A 21,702-nucleotide genomic window follows, 5' to 3' on the forward strand; every position below is an offset into this window, starting at 1 on the left:
TCTTGAAGTAGGCTTTGTCCTTGATCTGCGACAACGCAGTATCGTCATCGTCCAGCTTGAACTCAAACAGATAGATATGATCGTCCGTCTGGACAACCGCATCGATCCGACCGTCATTCGTGCAGGACTCCGCTTCGATATTGAATCCGAGCAACCGGAAAATCGCATAGAAGACGGTCTGGAATGTCGCTTCGCTCTTCTTGTGGATCGTATAAGGCACCCCGGCGAAGAACGATTCGAGAACCTTCCTCGCCTGATTCAGATTGCCCTCCAGGAACGCGGTCGCCAGATCAGCGGAGAAGCTGCTGACCTCCCGTTGTGTTCTGCCTACGTAGCTGTTCAGCAGATAGGTGCTGAAAGATTCGGCAACCTCCTCGTTCGGGAAGTCGAGCCAGAACCAGCGTTTGTTGAAACGAATCTCGCTGGATTTGATCGTCAGATACCCTGTCTGCAACAGCAGCGTCACTGGGTCGATATTGGGAATCTCGAACGCATCGAATGTCACACCAGGAACCGCTCTCGATACCGCATCCTCAAAGTTGAAGTCGGTCTTCTTGGCAAGCTCCATCAGGAACGAAGGCGTTCCGGTAGCGAACCAGTAGTTGTCGAACTTGCCGTCATTCTCAAAGAACTTCGCTATGGACACCGGGTTGTAGACCGTTTCCGAAGTCTCCTCGAAACAGTAGCCGTCATACCACGCCTTGAGCTTCCGTTTCAGCTCCTCCACCGGGACATTCTGAGCCTGTGCAGTCGCTTCGATCCGATCACTGAAATAGTGTTCCAGTTCCGATTGCGTATAACCGAACATGGTCGCATAGTCGCGGTGCATCGTAATATCGGTTAAATTGTTGAGGTCCGAGAACAGCGATACGTGACAGAACTTGCTGACACCGGTAATAAACAGAAAGCGTTCTTTGGCATTGCGTTCTTTAAGAACGCTGAAGAATCCTTTTAAGATTCTCTGGACTTGTGTTATTTGAGAACTTGTTATATTATCCAGAATCGGCTTGTCGTATTCATCAATGAGAATTGCCACCTGGTCATTCTTTGCCAGTTCATCAATCAATTCCCCAAAGCAAAGTCCCGGAGTCGAGTTCGTCAACGTAATAGAATAAGCGGATGCGATCTCCTGAAGTTTGGTCTGCAAATACTCTGGCAATTCTTTCACAGGATCGGAGACAACGCTATAGTCGCCGAAACTCAAATGAATGACCGGATACGGTTTCCAGTCGTATTCTTTCTTTGAGATCGCCAAGCCGTCGAACAGCTCCCTGCGTCCTTCAAAGATCGCTTTGAGAGTGGAGACCGTCAAGGACTTTCCGAAACGACGGGGACGTGACAGGAAGTATCCCTCCTGAGTTGGCTGAATCAACTTCCAGATGGACTCCGTCTTATCAACATAGAGACATTCTCCATTACGGAGTTTCTCAAAAGAGTATGTAAAACTGGTCAATCTTTTCACTGTCATATCCTCCAATATCTTACTATACAGCGAGTCCGGTGATTTTCAAGCATGGACGGCGAGATTGCTATGAGTTCAGCTCCTCCCTGAAGACCGGTTGTCTTCAGGGAGGAGCTGCCATCTGTCATGCTGAAGTCGAAAACGTCAACTTTTATTCCTGCTGGAACAGGGACTTTCGAGCTTCAAACCGCCTGTTTCGCGTCCCTCTGTTCTACTGTCTTCAGGTGGGGGGATTGAAGGCAGTTTAACACTGCCAAGGCGAACATTCTTTCAGTAATTGCAACGATGTGATTTGAAAAGTCGAAAAAGTCTTGACGGGACTTGAATTTGAAGAAGAATCTGGTATTGACAGTTCCGCCTCCCAATAATCACGTCCTTCGCGTCCCATGCCGTTCTTCTCTGGCTCGGGTTCAGGGAAGAACATACCACGCGGCCTGCCTCAAATCCAGATGGGGTTGGCCAGAACGCATACATTGCAACGACAACAGTGACAGCAGGAAAACAATGCGATAAGCCGTTCCGATTTCATGGTTTCTCTGCCTGATAAAGGATATAACGAAAACCATTTGCGTTCATTTCAAGCAACTTACGCGTGTGCGGCGGTTTCGGTTCATTAGGACGCAAAATCCAAAAATCTGGAGCATCACAGAAGGGCGACGGCTCGGAACGTCCCCCGACAAAGAAAGCGACGGCGGGAAACTCGCTCCAGACCACTGGTCGCCGGTGCGAATGATAGATCTGTCGATGAGCGGGGACCTGATCCGTCGCAGGTCCGATGTAGCTCGCTCGAATCGCCGGAACTGCCTGAGCGATCACTTCAAGTTCTCCGTGTTTTCGTTTGGAATAATAGTTTTTCAGCGATGGTGCTATTCCATCAAAAAACAGGACGGTCAGCACGAGGCAACCGGTACCCCACAAACACCATGCCGGAATGCGGGAACGATATTGCAGGTAGAGAATCAGAAGCCCGTATGCCGTCCAACCGAATAACAGCGGAGCTGCCGGCAGCAGATAACGGCGGTGTATGCCCAGTGAGCCCCATGGTAAAGGAAAATATCGGCGATAGAGTTTTGAAAAGATTAGAACAGGAAAAGGTGATGCCATCTGGCGTTTGACCGCCAGACGGCATCATTTTCTCCTAACTCTAATTTTTTTCCAAAGCTCTCCGCGATATCTCCCCTCACCATGGGGCTCACTGGGCATACACGCAAAAAGAATATAATGAGGATTATCCTCACTCATCACTAGGCTACATGACGCCTTACGAATACGAAAGATGGTTTCAGGCGTCTGCTGCATAAAAGAAGAGCGGGTGGTATAAAAGAACTCTCAAAAAATGAAATCTGCATTTTTTGACTGCTTCTACGTAATGCAGCCCTTGAAAAAAGGGGTGCATTACATCATCTGGCACCCCGTCACCAGTTCTACGGCAAATCGGTGCAGAATGGAACTGCCGGCAGACCAGCGCCGTTGTAAAAGTTGAAGTTCGGCGGACAGGCGCAATGAGCGAAACGAACTTTGGTCGGAGCGGCGATTGCCGAAGATGAAACCACAACACTGTCACCTTCAATCCAGGCTTCCGCCCACGCCCAGTTCCCCTGATCGTCACCGATGGCAAAGTTATTCAATTTAGTCTCCGAGGAGAAAACAACCGGATTGATCCCGTCTTTTGTCCCGACTTTCAAGCCCCCGTCAGTATGGTCGAAGAAGATCCGGATCCGGTTCCCCTCAATGCGCATCGATCGATAGTTCGGGCCGGAGTCCGCCATCGGGATGCCGTAGGTGCGATTTAACGCCGCCAGAGCCAGCCGTTTGCCGACGTCGTATTTATTCTTCGGATGGATATCGTTCCACTGACCGATATCGATGGTAACAACCATCGCGGTATTGGGAATGCTCAACGCCTGCCGCTGCTGCCGCCGCATGTCAGCAAATCCCTCCCCGCCCGCCGGATCCGGCGGAGGACCTCCCAGAGACGCCAACTGCACGTAATAGAACGGCAGGTCGTCATTCCAGGCACGCCGCCAACCATTGATCAGCGCCCGCATTTTCTCTACGTAATCGGAGTCGCCGTTATTACTGCAGCCCTGATACCAGATCACCCCTTTAATCGGAAAGTTGGTCATGGGAGCGATCATTGCGTTATACTGGGTCAGCGGTTGACGAAAACTGACATCCAGCAGCGTGGGAAAGTGTGGAGGTACGCCCGGGTGCGGATCGGCAGGAGTACTCTGCTGTGCCAGGTCATACCACTTCTTGATCTGTTCCATAACATCGGCAGCACGACGCTTGCCTTCCGGAGTACGCGTGTCACATTGGGCGATCTCCTGTTTGATATATTCCAAACCCGGTTCAGCATCTACTGCGCCGGGAGCAAAAAACGGTTCGATCCGGCAGCCGCTCCAACTGGCGTCGATCAAACCAATCGGAATATCGAGATGTTTCGACAACTCCAACGCAAAAAAATACCCAACCCCGGAAAGTTCCTGAACGCTCGCCGGTGTACAAGCCTGCCATTCCCGGTCGATGTAAAGCGAACGATCCGGCGTGTTGAGCTTGCGTTTTGTCAGCTTCAGGTGACGAATCAGCGGGTGGTTTGCCTCTTGCTGAAAGCGATTGCCATCCATGAGCCCCCACGCAAATGACATCTCCATATTGGATTGGCCGCTGCAGAGCCAGACATCACCGACGACGACATCGTGCCGCACGATGGTTTTTTTGGTTCCGACAATGGTCAAATCTTCTCCGGTACGATTGATTTCCAACGGTGCAAGAGTTGCTGCCCAGTAGCCGTTTCCGTCGGTTACCGCGGTTTGTTCCTGACCGGCAAACTGAACCCTGACCGTTTCGCCCGGATCGGCAATGCCCCACACTTCGATCGCTTTGCCGTGCTGCAAAACCATGTGGTCGTTGAAGATGGAGCCGGCGAACAATTCCGCGGATACATCGATGGCGCCGAACAGCAGCAGAATCGTGACCAGACAGAAATGGATTTTTACATGTCGCATGATAATTTCCTCCTGTTTTAGAAATTTCAGGATTGTTTTTTTTGTTCCAGACTTTCGAATTCCGCAATATCGGATAGTGAAACGTTATTGGCAACCATTCCGTTATCCAACGGATTCCGCCGCCGGACGGCGAGGTCGCAGAATAAACGGCGCAGATCTTTGATTCCACCGATCATGAACCAGACCGTCGTGATTATCCCGACGATGCAGGGATCAATCAGCGAATTGATTAAAAAATAGATGCTCCACCACTGATCCGGCAAAGGATAAAACAAATTGACCACCACCACCGCCACAAACATAATCAGAAATTTGTAGATCAAAAAATAGCCGAAGACAAACCAGGTGATGACCTTGTCTCCGAAGGTGTAGTCCGGTGTGATCGACACCAGAAACTGAAACACGCCGTGCCAGGAGAACCGAGGCTTGACATCCATTTTCTCAGGGTTCAGATTATAGATTCCCCGATGAAGCATCCGGTCGAGATTGAATGGTTGCCTGAAGGTCAACAGCGAAACCAGCCAGTAGGCGGCAATTGCCAGCAGCATCGCGAGAAAGGAGATTTCCATCGAATTGATCGGGAACTTCAACGGGTTCATTTCCCATACGACCCAGGGATTCAACGGGGAAGAAACCACCGTCAGCGCGTGGTCGAGCATCGGAATCATGCCCCAACCGGAAAGGGTCGGATAGACGGTGTCCGCCCAGTTGCGCTGCACTAGAATTCCACCGCCGGAAACCAGGCCGCCAACCAGAATCGAAGCATAAGCCCCGGCTGTAGTGCCGCGGCGGCTGTACAGCCCGAACGTGACGACCCCTCCGGCTCCGGCGCCCCAGATCGAAATCGTGATCGTGATGAACAAGTTCAGAAAATCGAGCTGAGAAAGGTAGATCGACCCCCAGAAAAAGACTAGCGTCACCACGATGGTCATCAGCTTCAACAATTTTACATGGGTTTCCGGCGGGAGCGGTTTTTTGCACAACGGCACCACCAGGTCCTGAATCAGCGCCGAAGCCGAATTGAACATCAATGAATCATCCGTCGAAAGCATCAGCAAAATTCCCAGCAGCAGAAAAAGTGCCAGCAACGTCGGCGGCAGCATGGTTTTCAACGTAACTGGCAGCATCATCTGATTGTACATGCTGCGGAAATTCTGAAACTGTTGATTGCCGTTTTCCTCGCTGACCCCTGGAGAAGCGTGCAATACCTCGGAAACCGTGGTCAGATAGGCAGTATCAAGGTTCCGTCGCCGGGAAAGTGGCTCCTCCTCGCCGATGCGGTGAATCGGAGGCGGCAGTTCCCCGATGCGACGGGCGAGCTCAACACGGGTTTCCTGCGACGGCACGATCTCTTCGGCTACCCGGTTGACCAATTCGGTACGTATCTGGTGCGCCTCGGAGGAGAATTTGGCATGATTCAGGAGCGTGATGACCGAGATCACCAGAAGCAGTGACATCGTTGTGCTGTACCCTGCACGCCAGCGCCCGAGGATTCCTGCCATCTTCTGTTCATGGGGCGTCCGCGCTGCGCCGCTGGTATCGTTCCCCAGCCAGACTCCGTCGAAGAATCGGCCAAATACCAGAACGAACAGCGCGAACATATTGAAATCACGCAAATTATAAATATCGTACGGATTCAGAAAACTTTCCCCCGCAATACGGTCTCCCATCACCGGCGCGATCTCATGAAACCACGAGAAATTTGTAAAAACAAATACCGCGATGATCACAAAGATCGGATAGCTCATCAATCCCTGGAAGCAGTCGGTGATGATCAACGCTAGCCGTCCACCGGCGAGAATCACTCCGACCGCCAGCGACAGGCAGAGAATTAGCAGCATGACGAAAGTCGAAACCGTGTGGCCGAAGAGTTGAAACTCCATCGGCAATCCCAACAGGTAGATGAAGAAACGCGCAGCCACCGCCGGACCGATGCAGTTGGTGAGCATTTCAGCGAAACAGCGAACACACGTTGCGAAGATGCGTAAGGAACGGCTGTAACGCATTTCGAGAAACTGTCCCATCGACATTGCGCAGGTTTCCCGGAACCGGTAATTGAGATAACCGGTCAGGCCGAGAAAAATCCCCAGCGGCAACAGAATGTTATTCCAGTAACTCATGGCAAATCCGGTCTGATAGTTGGCCTCGCACATGGCGACCAACGTAAAAACACTCAACCCATCTATCATTCCGGCAACGGAGAGTACGTAACGCCCGGCAACTCGCCCGGCAACCAGAAAATCCGCCACGCCGCGGATAAATCGCCGGGAATAGAGTGCCATGCCTGAGACAAGACACAGCGGGACAATGACGATCAAACATTGAATCAGACTCATGAGATCCTATCCTGTATCACCAAAAACGTTCTGATTTCAAAGGGGCGGAACAGCAACTCCAACTCCCCGTTTTCAAAGCGGAAAGACCGGCCGGTGTGCCATTCCAGAAGATCGCACTCGACCAGCCGAACCCCGGGAAGCTCCGTAGTCAGACGTGCTTTGCCGCTGCCGCCGGAAATTTCCACCAGCCGAATGACCCGGTGATCAGATTTTTCCGCCCGCTTGAGCACTTCAAGCGCCACGCGGCCGGCAGTGACGCAAAACGGCGGACGGACGGTAAAACGCCGCCCCGGAAAAAGCAGCGGCGGCCGGTTTAACTGCGCCGCCTCGGCCATCACGGGCGCCTCGACCAGTTCGCCGCGGTGCGGCAGATAAGAGTAGGTAAATTCACGATGACCGCGATCCGCCTCCCAATCCGGATACTTCGGAGAACGAAGCAGCGCGAGGTCGAGGTTTCCTCTATTCACCCGACAACCGTACTTGCAGTCACTCAGCAGAGCGACGCCCCGCCCAGGCTCCGACAGATCGACATAGCGATGAAACGAGACTTCGAACTTTGCCAGATCCCAGGAGTCGTTCTCCTGTGTCGGCCGCCGGAAATAACCGTATTGAATGTCACAGGCGGCAGAATCAGTGGCAATTGCCACTGGGAAGTTGACCCGCAGCATCTTACGTGTTTCAGCCCAATCGACGGCGGTTTCAAAATCGAGCCGTTTCGTATGCCGTTCCAGCCGGATGGTCTGACGAATCGTTGAGTGTTCCCCGATGGCCCAGGCGAACTGCAGGGTGCTTTCAACCGGACCGGATTCGCGCCGCGGTCGTGCCGTCAGTTCCGGCGCCACGACTTTTTCGTGGTCGTAAAACAGATCGATGTCCCACGCTTCATAGGCATTGGGACGATCAACGTAGAGGCGCAGAACGTTGCCGCATTCGCCGGGCCGGAGGGTTTCCAGACCGGTTTCCAAATCAACGGCACTGAGCAGTTCGCCCGCTGGGGTGAATTCATACCGGACCAGATCGTTCGCCAGAACCAGTCCCTCATCAACCGCGACCAGCGGCGCCGCGGAAACGGAACCACGTTTGTGCCAGATTGTGAAGCCGGAAGGCGGAACGATGGCGGTGGCACGCGTCCCCTGAACCGATACCGGGCGCCCCTGTTCATCGATGATCTCGCAGTTTTGCCACTCCGGCGGCAGTTCTACGGCGTGGTGGAAGGTGCAGGAGAGAGTGTTCAGCAGCGACAAGGTATCCGGCGCTTCCACAGAAATTTTCCCGGCGGCCTGATCAATCAGGTGATGGCAGGTGGCGAAAAGTTCAGCGTGTTCCCGCCGCGCATTCTCGTAAACTTGAGTGATGCTTGAACCGGGCAGAATATCATGAAACTGATTGATGAGCAGTTTCTTCCACGCCGCATCCAGAGCGGAAGACGGATAGTCGGACAACGGCCCGATTGCACAGAGGAACTCCGTCGCCGCCAACAACTGCTCCAACTTGCGGTTATCACGCTTGATCTGCGCCTGACTGGTCAAAGTACCGCGATGTAATTCAAGGTAAAGTTCACCGGACCAGACCGGCAGTTGCCGCCGGGTCACAGCTTCCGTGCCGGCGAGGCGTTCGAAGAATTCATCCGCCCGACCGAAACGAAACCGGGGAGTTCCCTCGAAGTTCTGCAACAGGCGGGCACGTTCGATGTGTGTTTCTTTTGGACCACCGCCACCATCACCGATGCCGTACAAACTGAGGAACTCCGGCAACAATTCGGACTCCTGGAAGCGATTTTGCGCCGGAATCAGTTCCAGCGGCGTCACAGAGGCGTTATAGGTGTTTTCCGGCGGAAAGTGGGTCAGCACTTCACTGCCGTCGATTCCTTTCCAGAAGAAGGTGGTGAAGGGAAACGTATTGAACTGATTCCAGGAGATCTTCTGCGTCAGGAGAAAGTCGCAGCCGGATTTCTTCATGATCTGCGGCAGCGCCGGCGAATAACCGAACACATCCGGCAGCCACAAATTGTGTACCTCCATTCCGAATTCGTCACGGAAAAAGTTCTTGCCGTGGAGAAACTGGCGGATCATCGATTCGCCGGAAATCAAATTGCAGTCGGCTTCCACCCACATCCCGCCCTGCAGCTCCCAGCGGCCTTCCGACACCCGGCGGCGAATCTTCTCAAACAGCTCCGGATAATATTGCTTGACGAATGCGTAATGCTGCGGCTGGGAGGCCCCGAACGTGTATTCCGGGTACTTGTCCATCATATCAAGCTGGTTGGCGAAGGTGCGGGCGCTTTTACGGATCGTCTCCGATACCGGCCAAAGCCAGCCGGTATCGATGTGCGCATGTCCTACTCCGCAGGCAATCGGCGCGGAATGCAACGCCGGGAGCGCCAGCACTGGCGCGAGTTCCTGACGGGCTCCAGCGGCGCCGTCAGGATCGTCGGCATACCGGTCGATTGCGCCGCTGAGGGCCGCCAGCACCCGCCGGCGGCGGTAATCATGCTCGGGCAACGCTTGATAATACTCCCAGAGTATGCTGAATTCGATGCGCAGGTGCCAGAGTTCACGGCGAAACAATCCGAGACGCATCCGTTCCACTCTGGCGGCAAAACATCCGCGGGTTTCGGTGGTCAGCCGATGCGGATCTTCGGCGAGATAGACGCCGAAGTTGGAGCTGGCGGCGGCTTCCAGCCAGAGATCGAACGTTCCGTTGCGGCGAAAGGCATCAGGAAGCGGAAAATATTCCTTGGTGTATTCCGGGTTGAGTACACTGTAGGCGGTAAGTCCGGCGACCGGTACGCCGTCGGCGTCGAACAGCAGATTTTCCCCGGAAAGATTGAGGCGTAACGCCACGGGCTGATCGGCCCACTTTTCCGGCAGTTCAGCCTGGAGATGAAACCAGGCACTCTGCCAGGCCTGTCCCCAGAACTCCCCTTCGGAAATCGGGCGGTAAGGCAATGAAAGACGTTCCCGCCACGGTACCATCCGGTCGCTGACGGCGAACTCCGCCCGACAGGGGAATTCCGCTTGCAGAAGATCCGGTTCGGTACGCTGAAGAAAAAGGCGGCAGCGTTCAGCGAGAATTTTAATCTGTTCTTGTCGCATAAGCTCTCTGAAAAAAACGGCCCGGCTGAAAATTCACCGGGCCGGAACAGTTACCTGGTAAACTCCAACACACCCCAGTTGCCGGCATTGTGCCACTTGTCGTCTCCGGGGCTGTTCCAGATCCCGTTGGGAGAGATCAGGTCAAAGCGCCAGACATCCCCCGGTTCGGGAACCGTCCCGAAAGCGCTCCACGGAATTGCCACTTTCATCAACCAGCCGTCCTCGACGTTTTTCGCTTCAACCCGCGCCCCCGGAATCGCTTCTCCGACCGGGACGCGGTTGCCGTAACTGATGACGAAGGCGCCGGCCGGGCCGTGACCGGTCGTCTCCGGCGCAATGCCGATCTGATAGTGATCTCCGGTCAGATAGGACGTGGTGGCATCGGGACAGAGAAAAAGGCGGACTGAATCTTCCTCCCAGACATCCCAGCCGTTTTTTTGGTTGGAGAAGGGCTTATCCGATTTGATCCGGACGTTGAGCAGAAACTCCTGATCGTTCCAGCCGACGGAGAATGAGGTTTCACTGCCCGGCTTCTTCTGATCGATCATTTTTCCGTCGTTGTTCAATCCCGCATAACCGAGGGTCAGCGCTCCGAACGGATAGTTGGTGGTATATGCCATATCCTCCCGTTTTTCCGGCAGGGTTTCGCATCGGGGCGCGGTGGCTCGTCGCGGAGTCCGACCGGGCCGGAGTGTCTTCGGCAACGGCTGCAACTTATTTTCAGGAAAATTTTTCACGTAGAGAAAAAGCGGATCGGCTCCGGGCTGTACGTGGATTTTTCCGTCTTTGACCCAGACGCGGTCGGCATCGGGCGCTCCGCCCCAGAGATCTTCGGCCTGGGCGAGTATTCCCGGCAATTCCAGAGGAACCACTCCTTCGGTGATCGCCTGCGTATCGGCCCATACGGTTAACAAAATTTCCTCCGGCTGCCACGGGTTTTTCCATGCCCAGACGAAGTAGGAGACCGGAGTCGGCAGCGTGCCGAGGAACCGTGCCGCCTCCAAGTGGCGCGCCGTGCCGCTGAGGGCCGACAACGACGGTTTGGGCGTCGAATCGTTCCGGACGATGCCGAAATTCTGTTCGGCGCTCGCCGGATCGGTGCCGAAGTCGGCGACGGTGTAGAAGTAGACCTGCCTGACACCACCGGCAAGACTGATCAACATCAGACGACTGTAGAAACACGCCTGCTCGAATTCGCTGACCCGTTCGTAACTGGAGATGTCAAACTGCTGGGTCGGCCAACCGATTTCACTGAAAATGATCTCCTGATTGCCGTTATATTTTTCGATCAAACGCTGCAAGGCATTGATGTTATTGAGCAGGAACAATTCCGGCGCCTGCCGGGTATGCGGGTATGGATGAATGTCGATGATTTGGTAATACGGCGAAAGGCCGGCCTTAAAACAGCGGGCAATATATCCGATGTCGGCGTCGGCGGTTGTACCGAGAATCATTTTCGCCTCAGGATCGACCGAATGAATCGCGTCGGCGGAAACCTTGCAGAGTTCAACGTATTCCTCAAAGGTTCCTTTCCACATGCCGCTGGGTTCGTTGTTCGGCTCGTTGCGGATTTCGTATTCACGCGCGCCGGCGGAACGGCGGACGGTTTCCCGGCAGAACTCTTCGTAGTCAGGCAGGAATTCGTCTTTCGGCGGATAGTGGCCGCTCCAGGTCCCGGGGCGTACCCGGGCGTGATCGACAGCCCATTCCGGCGTCCAGGAGAGACTTTGGCGCGGTACGAGTTTATGGCTTTTCCAGTGATCAACCTTCTCCTGCCAGGCATTCCACCACTCCGGATCGTCCCAGGCAAACTTACCGGGAGCGAGAGCAGTGTTGCACCAGGCCCATTCCGCGCCGCGGATCTGATGGATGCCGATCATTTCACCAATCAGTGGACAATCCAGCGACGGACCAATGTTATTCCAGCGTCCGTCCACCTCAATGCGCACCATGCCGAACGGAGAGTTAAGGAGCTGCGAGTTGGAAAGCTCACGGGGACGCTGTACGAGCGCAATCCGGCGTTCGAGTTCCGGCAGTTCACCGTTGGAGTTCCACACTCGAAGCCGGAAGATCCCCGGACGCAGGCCGATCGGCAGCCGGGCGATTGTCTGTGTATCCTGAACTTCCATACGGCAGATTCCGGCTTCACGGTTGCGGGTTTCGTCGAACACCGTCACCCCCCGTACCGGAACCCGGATTATCAGATGCGGCGGGGTGTCGATGTAGTAGGTGTTTCCGACGCGTGTCGCGTCCGGCAGCAACTCCAGAGGGATACGATTGTAAACGGTGTAGTTGATCAACGCCCCCTGCTTGACCGGACCGGCGAACATCATATATTTGACATCGCCATCGATTCGGAAATGCAACGTAAGTTTACGCACGTCCTGAGCTTCCGAAAAGTTCACCTCGGGACAGTTGATCGCCGCCATCGTCGCGCCTTCGGTATACCCGGGAGTATTCCGGGTAATTCCGGCGAGCTCCTTTACCTCGGAATCATCGTTGATGCTGTAGCCGAAAACGATCTCTCCGGCGGTCAGATCGACGCCGCGGCACTCAGGAGTGACAAAGACGAAGCTCTTCAACGCCTGACTGAAATTGAATTCCAACGTAAATCTGCCCGGTTTACCGTTACTTTTCTCCACATAGAATTGATTGCCCCGATCGGGAATAAACAGAAACGAAACGTTGTCATTGGTTTTCCACATCCAGTCAGGCTGTTCAGGGTGACCGATCTGAATTTCCCCTTGTTCTTTCGTGACCGTGACCGGATTACTCTGGTAGGGGACCCACCAGGCGTTGGCGCTCCAGGCAACGATGGAAAGCAGTACAGTAAAGCTACGTAACAATCGCATTCTAAGCTTCTCCAGGATTGCGTCAAATTAATAATTCTTTGTAAAATAAATATTACCGAAACCGGAGTTAACAAAGCGCTGAATGTTGCTTTCGGCGTAAAGTTCTTCCTTGCTCTTGCCCGCAGCATGGCCGTCGGCGTAGGCGACACAGGCCTGATTGTTGTGGACCAGGTAGATTCCGGTTGTACTCAGTGCAGTATTGAATACCCGCATACGGTACCAGCCTACAGTAGAGGTCGGGGTTCCCTGTGCGCTGTCCGCATACATGACCGTGATCGACGGCCGGCTCATTTTACCCAAACTGTAACCATTCCAACCATTGCTGGAGATGAAACAGGAACTGGCGTAGCTCGGGTGATTCTCATCGTTGTAGACTTCATCCAGCATCCCATAGACTGAACTGTTCAAGGTACCCTCAAACGGATTGGTGAAGTTAGCCGCCGGGTCATTGGTCTCCGGACAGACGAACAACTTGCGCGCCAGAGCGTAGGAGGACAACTCGTTCGCGGCTCCGATCGTCATGAAGAAAGGATAGGAATTGTAGCCCCACGGTCTTGGATTCTCCACAAAAATTAAATTGTTGAAATCATTGGCGTAAATAATATTTTGCGCCATCACCTGTTTGAGTTGCGAAATACAGGAAGTTTTACGGGCCGCCTGACGGGCTTTGTTCAACGCCGGCAACAACATTCCGGCCAGAATGGCGATGATGGCGATAACAATGAGCAATTCAATCAATGTAAAGCTTTTTTTCTGTTTCATGGTACCCTCTCTGTGAATGGTGTTGAAATAATGACTCGGCTCACGGATCAAATTCAACCGGAAAATACGATCACTCATGACAAACGTAGCGCCGCCTCCTTTCTCCGCGTTTTCTGCGGGGCGTGCCGGAGTATGGCGGCTGAATTCCGCCGGCGGCGCCGGACCGATGTTTTTGCTGCAGATTGCGGAAGATCGAAAAGTACGATTTCCCATCGCGGGAAAGAACCGGAGGCGCCTGACTTGGATAAGGTTATTCGGTTGTTTCATGTTCGTCGCTCCCAGTCAATCCATAAGCTGAAACCGGTTACGCAGGTGTTGCCGCATCGCAGCGAAGGAACAGAACGACTCCCGCGTCGCATACGGCATGATACCGTTAGCCCGGAAAAATTCCGCGTTCTTGTGGTGAAAGAGGCCGCGCGCATCAATGAACTGCCCCCAGAACCCATAATGCCAGCGAATATCGGTCATTGCCGGACCGCGATCGGCGGCGAACTCGGCAGGGAAGTAGGTCAGCCACTTCGAAGAGGAGTTCAGCCACGAAAAAACCCGGAACCGGCGACAGCCGAACTTCCATTCCGCAGCCCGCATCAATTCAAGGAAACAGTGCCCGAGGTATTCCGGCTCCTCGAACATCGAGCCGGGCCGCCGGGCGTTGGCGATGTGAACATCGACGGTGTCTTTCTCCAGTTTTCCGTACTCGTAACGTAGACTGCCGCACTGATAACCGTCAATAAATGAAACATCAATCCAGTCACGAGCGGCACGGGCGTCGATCGCGTCGCGCAGAAGTTCGAATCCCTCATGTTCAAATCGCGCGACATCGTTTCCAGCGGCGCGGAAGCACACCTCCAATGCGGTTTCGAGCGCCTGCCAGCCCGGCGCCTGAAAATCGATCTCTTCGGCCGTCGGATTGAGCAGCCCCGGATTGAAGATGGTTTTGCGGTAAATATCCACCCGTTCACGCAACGCCTCCCGGAATGTCTCCCCGGGGTGGCGGAGCAGATAAGAATGAAGAAACCAAAGTTTCAAGCGGACAATTTCATGCAGATACTCGCGATGTTCCGCCAGTGTGGTCAGTTTCATAAAAGAGCCTTTCTTCAATTGTTTTCTATTTAAAATTATACTGGATTTTTTTATTTTTGCCATTGCATTTTTCGGAAAAAGTAATACATTTTTCATAAAAAGGCGGAAAAATGAAGGCTTCCTACGAAAAAATCATTTCAGTTGCGGTTCCGATATCCTCCTCTGTTATTTTAGACGGCGGCATAGGCTGGTATCATTTTCACCCGGAATTGGAACTTTCGCTGGTGGAAGCCGGCCGGGGCGTCCGCTGTGTCGGCAGCAGCATAGAGAATTACGCGCCGCTGGATCTGACACTGGTCGGCGGCATGGTACCTCACAGCTACGCCGCCGTCGAACAACAGGAGATCTCCGATTTGAAGATACGGAACATCAAGTTTCTGCCCGATTTCGCCGGACCGGAATTCTTTCGACAGCCCGTGTTTGTTGAAATTCAGCAGTTGCTGGACGATTCAAGCGCCGGCGTGGTCTTCCCCGCGAAATCGGTACGTGAACTGATTCCGCTTTTCGATCGTTTTTTTGAAGCGGATCAGGTGGGCCAGGTGTTCTGCCTGTGCAATATCCTCGATTTCCTGAGTCGAATTCCACGACGAAAACTTTCATCGGAGGCGTCGGTGGCCGAATCCGACGAACGCAGTCGCCAAGTGCTCCACTACATTCATGACAATATCGCCTCCCCCGAAAAGTTATCACTGGCACGGATGGCGAAAGTCGCTCACCTGTCGCCAGGGGCTTTCAGCAGTTATTTCAGCAAGCAGTTCTCACGCCGTTACCTTTCGTATGTCAACGAGTTGCGCGTAAACATCGCCAGCAACAAGCTCAACAACCAGCGGTTGCCGATCACCGAGATCGCCTTTTCCGTCGGATTTGAGAATCTGTCAAACTTCAATCGGCAGTTTCTCCGCTACAAGGGCTGTACTCCGACCGAATACCGGGCCAAGTTGAAGACAATCACCACCACCAGTTGACCCGGCTCAGCAGAAAAAGTCCCACTACAATCGGAGGCAGAAAGAGCCAGGCATCTCGCGTCAGTTCCCGCCGGAAGAGTCCGAGGTAAAGCGCAACTCCGACGATTCCGATGCTTTGACAGATCGGATAGCCGATCGGCGCCATTCCAAACGCGGCGAGACGGTCAAGCGATGCGTAGAGCGTAGCTCGCCCGCCGTAGGTCAACAGAGCAAACAGTGCGGCAAACAACACGGTCCGTCGATCCCAGCGTTGAAAGAACACCCGCCCTTTCCAGCAGAAAAGTGCCGCCAGTCCGCCCAGCGCCTGCATCGGAATCCGGATCCGGGCCTCGTCGCTCCATTCCGTCCAGTAAGAGGGGATTGAAAAAAGAAACTGGCTCAGCCCGATGAAGAGAAACGCCCCCGCCGCCGGCAGAAACCAATGGGAAAGTCGATGCGGTTTCCGGAGATCCGTTCCGCTCCGCCGCTTTCGCTTCCGCCCGAGCAGCACGATACCGGCTCCGACACAAATCAGCCCCAGGTAATTACTCCAGTGCATCACGTTGCCGAAACAGAGTACTCCGAGCAGAAACGGAATGACCATGGAACACTGACTGAACGTCCAGGCGAATTCAGGCTTTCCCCGCTTCATCGCGACGATCAGCACAATCACCCCCACGCACATCAGACCGCCGGAGAGCACCATCGAACTCCATAGCAGTACCGCCCGTGCCCCCTCAAACAATTCCCCCGGATGCAACGCACCCCAGTTTATCCCCGCCAGTACCGCCGGCAGCAGAAAAAGCGCCCCGAAGAGATTGAATGCAACCGGATCGACACCGCGGCGATTGACCAGGTCGTATAAGATGCCGAGGAGAGCAATAAAACCTCCGGCAACGACACACCAGCACAAGGCGTTCAGCATGATTTCACCAGCTTGCGCACCCCGGAACCGAACCGTTTTTTCCCGGCGGTGTCGCACCAGCCGGCAGAGTCAACGACAGCATGAACGCCGGACGGAATCTCCACGGTCACATCGCGGCCGGTTCTTTGCAGGGCGGCCCTCCCCCACGGTGTTTCAAACGCGCAATCCACATCACAGTCGGTGGCATCCGGTATCAGGTGGATGACGCGATCACCGTGTTCCGGCATCGGCCAACTGATCCCGGCGACGGTACGGTAGAGAAAATAGACGCATGCAGCCTGCGCGAACTGGTTGTGACCGTTCATCTCCGGTGACATCCGCCACTCCCAGCGTTCCCACAAAGTGGTTGCGCCATGTTCGAGCATATACCCCCATGAAGGGTATTCGCGGCGCCGGAAGATCGCCAGAACAAGGTCGCGACGGCCGAGCTGTTCGAGAGCGAGCAGAATGAACTGCATTCCGACATAGCCGCCGGTGGCCATGATCGAACCGCGCTCGTGTTCGACGTTCCAGAGCAGGAATGCCGCCACACTCGACCGCTTTTCCTCCGGCGCCAGTCCGAGAACCAGAGCCATTGCATTCAACGCCTGTGACGCGTGCGGGTTCTGGAGGTAATGTCCGGCTTCGGAGAGCCATTCACGGTTGAAGGTATCACGGACCTCCTCCGCTTCGGCAGCGAATTCGGCGGCATCGGTGCTCTTTCCCAGTTCTTCGGCGAAAAATTTCATCCGTTTGAGTGCGGCGAAATAGAGAGCGTGATCCACCGGTTCGTGCGGGGTAAATTCACTGGCCAGCCAATCGCCATAATTTAAATTCAGTTCATCGGTAAAAAGCCCGTCGTGTTTCCAGGTGCGCAGGTAGGAAAGGTTGCGCTTGAGCAGCGGGTAGGATTCCGCAATCACTTCCCGGTCATCATAATAGAGAAAAAGTTTCCAGGGGATGCTGTAGTGCGCATAATGCATCGGCATCCCGGTGCAGCGTGCCCAGACGTTCGGAGTTTGTCCGAACAAACTTTCCCCGGTCGTCGGATCAATTCCGTCGAGGATATCGCGATACCACTTACGATAGAATGCGTGTACATCGAAGTTGTAGGCACAGCCGGGCAGAGAGGCGTGGCCGCCGCCGAGCCAGCCGAGGCGTTCATCGCGTTGAGGGCAGTCGGTCGGTTTGTCGTGGAAGTTGGCGGCCTGTGTCAACACCATGGCATCGAACACCTGCTGTACGGCGGCGTCGCCGCAATGGAAGTGCCCGCCGGCAGCCAGGTCGTTGTGCACCTCCTCCGCGACGATCTGATCGCGGGTTGGAACACCATCCCAGCCGATGACTTCAACGAAACGGAAACCATGGCTGGTGAAATGGGGACGCCAACTTTGTTTCCCCGGACGGGAGTGGTAGACGTCAGTGGAACGTGCAAGTCGCATGGTGCTCAAATCAACCGACCCATCCGCCTTGCGGAACTCGCCGAACCGCAGTTCGATCTCCCGGCCAGCAGGCACCGTTTCCGTGAAGGACAGACGGCACCATCCGGCGAGGTTTTTTCCGAAGTCAAGGACGTGAATCCCGGGGCGAATCGTTTCAACCGTTTGAAAGCGGTGCTCCCGCACGACTCGGATCGGTGGCGCAGCCGGTGGAGAAATCCGACGCGTTTCATCCGGTTCCAGGCGGCAGGGCTGCCAATGTGGTGCCGCCAATTCCCGACGAGCGTCGTAGTGTTCACCGTGGTAAAGGTGAGAAGTGCGGATCGGAGAATCGTCGGTTCCCTCCCAGGTTGCATCGCTGGAAAATTCCCGTGCCGAACCATCCGGAAAATCCAGAAAAATACGCGCGGCCAGCCGGAGATCGTACTCCTCGTCCGGTCGTCGCGGGAAACCGAGTACCTGCCACCCCGGAGCCAACAGAAATTCAAACTCCCGTATCCCTCCCTTCCTGCAGGCGCTGGTCACATCGTAAGTGGCGTAACCGATGCGGGCCGGATGGTTCGTGTCCGCCGGTTGGAGCAGTGGAGCATCCACCCGGTGGCTGTCCAAGTGAAATTCGAACATCGCGGGAGAAGCGGCATAAACAGTGACACGTTCTGCCCCGGCAGGAAGAGAAAGACGACCGCGCAATCGGTGAAATCCACCGATCCAGCCGCCGTGCCAGGCGTCGGCGGCAATCCCGGCGGTGAAGCAGGCCGGGGCGGCTTCCGCGCTCCAATTGCCGTTACGATCGCGCACGGCAACGGTCCAGAACACTCGACGGCGCGGAGAGAGTCCGAGACCGAGGTAACTGGTGTGAAGGGAACTGCTCTCCTGCACACCGGAATCCCAGAAATCACATTCTCCGTCCAGCAGTTTTTCTCGAGAAGAAGCGGCACGAATGCGAAAGGCACTCTGGCCGCGTTCGCACCCCGACTGGCGAAACATCCACGAGAGAATCGGCGTGGTCAGCTCTATGGCAGCCGGTTCGGTTAAGAAATTGCAGCGCAATGTATCGACATACGGCATAAAAGAATCCTCCGTTTCATGAGTTAATGATTGAAACAAAAATCAAACGCCTGCAAGAGAGCATGTGCTGTTGCCCCGCGACCGGGGGAATTCGGATGAACCCGTACCCATGCCGGACAGAAGCTGCGCTGAGGTTTCCGCAGACCGCAAAACACCGTCTGAGTGTCAATCAATATAATCTGATGTTTTACAGCCGGCCGCCGACCGATATCGCAGTATCGCGCCATTCGCCGCCGCATGCCTCCCTGCGGATTTCGTTCGATAAAGTGCGGTACCAACAGCAAAATTCCGTCATGAGCAATTCTTCGGACGGTAACGATCATCTGTTCGAAGTTCTCTTCGTATCCGGTGGGCTTCTCCTCCATTTCGGTCATTTGTGACACATCCAACCGCCATTGGCCGCCATTGGCGCCGCTCACGATTGAATTCCGCCCCGGTACCGATATGAGTACTTCGGGTTCCCGGCGAACGCATAGATCGCGTGAAGTGCCGCCGGCGGTTTCCCGCTTGGAGAAGCGGATATTCAACTCCGGATAATTTGCGGCAACCGGCTCGGAAACAATCCTGGCGTATTCATGCCCGAGGGAGCCGAACAAGCCTCCCGCAATTGGGTTACCCCGACCGGAAGCGGCGCCGGAGCCGCCGGTAAATACAAACCGGCAACGAGCTTGTGATTTCATCATTTTCCCTTCTATGTTAGGTTTTGTCAAGTCTTTTTTGTAACTTTTCTCGTTTTTCTATGAAAAATTTTACTTTCAGAGCAGATATTCCCTTACCCATGTATCCATAGGTTGTTGACTGCTATCAACTTTTCCTGCTTGATTATTATTGATTCTGTCAGTTCAAGAAACTCTTTTGCACTTCACTCCGGCAGCGGGTAAACAATCGTTCCCAACCTTCTATCGACCGCAGACGTTCCAGACATCCGCCGATAATATGCCACATACGAAAAACGTGTGAATTCGAGGCCTCAGTCTTAAGGTGTCGGATGTCATCCGCAACCAAGAAGTTTGTCGAACAGCCTCTATGTTCAAAAATCTCTTTTCTTACTCTCCTTAAAGTGGTGGTGAATTTCTCAACCTTTTGATCGGCATCATTCGATACTCAGGAAAAAGAACGAGTCGATTCACCATATGCTTATACTTCAATTGGTTTGTTTATAATAGCTCCCTCTATGGCTTCACCTTTTACCACATATCGCCACAAAGCAACCATCAACTGACGAGCGAGAGCGACAATTGCAGTTCTCCGAATGCGCCCTTTTTGTTCCAGGCGATCCGCCCATTTTTTCACCAGCCAACTATCCTTCTGCCAGCGATACCATAGCCAGGCGCATTCAACGGCCATCTTTCGCAGACTCTTTCGACCGGCCTTGCTGATCCCCTGATCACGTCTCATTGTCCCGCTGGAATATGGGCATGGCGTCAAGCCGAAAAACGCAGCAAATTGTTTCCCGGAACCAAATCGGCGAAAGTCTCCGATCTCCCAAGGCAAATGGCGGGATAAGCGATCACCGACACCTTTGAACTGTTGCAGTTTCCTGACTGTTGCAGAGGTAGAATCCTCATTGTTATTTGTTTGGGCTGCTTCTTCATCACGTTCCTGGAATTTCCGAATGATTTGTTTCCAACCGGCCAATTCTTTTTCGAACAATTCCAGTTCGGCAATCAGATTGGGAAAGCGAAGCAGCAACAGTTCGGGGCATCCCTTCCATTCCGGTAGTTTCGACCATCTTGAAACCGCTTTCCACCATTCGATTGAAGTTTGATGAGATTTAAAACCCGGTAACGGAGTTCGTTCGATCAAAGCAATCATCTGAGAGTTTACACGCTCTATTGACGTTTTGATACGAGTCCATTCCCGTTCCGCATCCCGGCGCCCTTCCTCCTTCAACGTCGGAATGTAAACACTCGGAACATGATCGGACGGATGCAAACCTCCAAGAAATTTCGCATCAAGTTTATCCGTTTTGATCGTCTTGCCACTCATCACCACTTTCAGTTTGTTGATCGGGAGGATATGAACGGTGGCCCCAAGAGCGATCAGTTTACGAGCCGGCCAGTATCCATAGCGGCCCGCTTCGTAGAAAACATCTACACGTTTGCCGCTCTGAAGCAATTTCGAAACCAGTTCAAACGCACGCTCCTCTTTGCTCTGATTATCCTTGTCTTTCAGCCCGTAATAGCTCATTTTTCCTGCTCCCCAGTCTTGAACGGCCGTCGCCCACAGACTGCCTCCCATATCAATGCCGACACTTATCTGATTTACGACTTGACTATCGCGATTGATCGTGTTACCTTTTCTTTGCATTTTTTGAACTCCTTTTTCTGTACTTTGGAAGGTTTGGTTATTCAAAGTTACTTGACAAAGGAGTTCTTTTCTACTCCGACAATTGCTTGTCACCTATACATGGTATCTTTTGGTTCAATATATCACCAAAACTTAAAATGGTGCTGTGTTAAATATGATATTTCAAAAAAATCGCATTTCATCCGACGATTCAGCATCGAACGGTCACGGTCGATACTATTATTGTACTGCATAAAAATTTTCCTGCTATGATAATTTTCACCGGATTTGATACAATTTATCGAATCATCTCCATTTATATGAAGCTCTCGGGGGGAACTCAAAAAATTTGACTTGCATATTTCGTTAGATGATCGGGGGATTAAAACCATTCGTAATCGCTTCGATCCACCGGACATGCGTTCGGGACGGAAGCGGAGATCCCCCCGGCGTTCCGCTC

General features: G+C 53.8%; 13 protein-coding genes and 1 pseudogene. 1 reads left to right on the plus strand and 13 read right to left on the minus strand.

The genetic code is table 11. The features are described 5' to 3' along the window. The 9 genes and pseudogenes from FYJ85_RS24535 to FYJ85_RS11835 all read right to left on the minus strand — a co-directional run. The coding region (locus tag FYJ85_RS24535) for a PD-(D/E)XK nuclease domain-containing protein (RefSeq protein ID WP_476756248.1) at nt 1-829 on the minus strand (829 nt) is incomplete at its 3' end. A 42-nt stretch (nt 830-871) separates the two neighbouring features. After that, a pseudogene (locus FYJ85_RS24540) lies at nt 872-1,468 on the minus strand (AAA family ATPase); the annotation flags it as partial. Nucleotides 1,469-1,987: 519 nt separating this feature from the next. After that, the gene (locus FYJ85_RS11805; protein ID WP_154418752.1) at nt 1,988-2,566 is read right to left on the minus strand and encodes a hypothetical protein; all 579 of its coding nucleotides are present in this window, start codon (nt 2,564-2,566) and stop codon (nt 1,988-1,990) included. A 320-nt stretch (nt 2,567-2,886) separates the two neighbouring features. Further along, nucleotides 2,887-4,470 carry a sialate O-acetylesterase gene (locus FYJ85_RS11810; protein WP_154418754.1) on the minus strand — a complete coding sequence of 528 codons (1,584 nt, stop codon included), beginning with the start codon at nt 4,468-4,470 and terminating at the stop codon, nt 2,887-2,889. 26 nt (nt 4,471-4,496) lie between these two features. Further along, complete coding sequence (locus FYJ85_RS11815; RefSeq protein ID WP_154418756.1) at nt 4,497-6,806, minus strand: sodium:solute symporter family transporter; 2,310 nt, start codon at nt 6,804-6,806, stop codon at nt 4,497-4,499. Next, nucleotides 6,803-9,901, minus strand: coding sequence for an alpha-mannosidase (locus FYJ85_RS11820; protein WP_154418758.1), 3,099 nt, complete (start codon nt 9,899-9,901; stop codon nt 6,803-6,805). The genes FYJ85_RS11815 and FYJ85_RS11820 overlap by 4 nt, the downstream gene beginning before the upstream one ends. Before the next feature lie 50 nt (nt 9,902-9,951). Next, nucleotides 9,952-12,753, minus strand: a complete 2,802-nt coding sequence (locus FYJ85_RS11825; protein WP_154418760.1) for a sugar-binding protein — start codon at nt 12,751-12,753, stop codon at nt 9,952-9,954. Nucleotides 12,754-12,780: 27 nt separating this feature from the next. Further along, entirely contained in the window at nt 12,781-13,782 is a 1,002-nt protein-coding gene (locus FYJ85_RS24045) for a prepilin-type N-terminal cleavage/methylation domain-containing protein (protein WP_268878757.1), read from the minus strand. Between the two features lie 15 nt (nt 13,783-13,797). Continuing rightward, the gene (locus FYJ85_RS11835; protein ID WP_154418762.1) at nt 13,798-14,598 is read right to left on the minus strand and encodes a hypothetical protein; all 801 of its coding nucleotides are present in this window, start codon (nt 14,596-14,598) and stop codon (nt 13,798-13,800) included. Between the two features lie 110 nt (nt 14,599-14,708). Between FYJ85_RS11835 and FYJ85_RS11840 the strand changes: the two genes are divergently transcribed. Next, on the plus strand, nt 14,709-15,563 hold the full coding sequence (locus FYJ85_RS11840; protein ID WP_154418764.1) for an AraC family transcriptional regulator: 855 nt from the start codon (nt 14,709-14,711) through the stop codon (nt 15,561-15,563). Here FYJ85_RS11840 and FYJ85_RS11845 read toward each other — a convergent pair. From FYJ85_RS11845 to FYJ85_RS11860, 4 genes are all read right to left on the minus strand, one after another. Then, complete coding sequence (locus FYJ85_RS11845; RefSeq protein ID WP_154418766.1) at nt 15,547-16,467, minus strand: hypothetical protein; 921 nt, start codon at nt 16,465-16,467, stop codon at nt 15,547-15,549. The two genes, FYJ85_RS11840 and FYJ85_RS11845, sit on opposite strands and share 17 nt — an antisense overlap. Further along, on the minus strand, nt 16,461-18,953 hold the full coding sequence (locus tag FYJ85_RS11850; protein WP_154418768.1) for a family 78 glycoside hydrolase catalytic domain: 2,493 nt from the start codon (nt 18,951-18,953) through the stop codon (nt 16,461-16,463). The genes FYJ85_RS11845 and FYJ85_RS11850 overlap by 7 nt, the downstream gene beginning before the upstream one ends. A 23-nt stretch (nt 18,954-18,976) precedes the next feature. Further along, nucleotides 18,977-19,636: an SGNH/GDSL hydrolase family protein gene (locus FYJ85_RS11855; protein ID WP_154418770.1), complete on the minus strand. Its 660-nt coding sequence runs from the start codon at nt 19,634-19,636 to the stop codon at nt 18,977-18,979. A gap of 454 nt (nt 19,637-20,090) precedes the next feature. Continuing rightward, nucleotides 20,091-21,263 (minus strand): IS110 family RNA-guided transposase, encoded by a 1,173-nt coding sequence (locus FYJ85_RS11860; protein WP_154418772.1) that lies wholly within the window; start codon nt 21,261-21,263, stop codon nt 20,091-20,093. Between the last annotated feature and the right edge of the window lie 439 nt (nt 21,264-21,702).

Origin of the sequence: Victivallis lenta (assembly GCF_009695545.1) — a bacterium.
GTDB classification, from domain to species: Bacteria; Verrucomicrobiota; Lentisphaeria; order Victivallales; family Victivallaceae; genus Victivallis; species Victivallis lenta.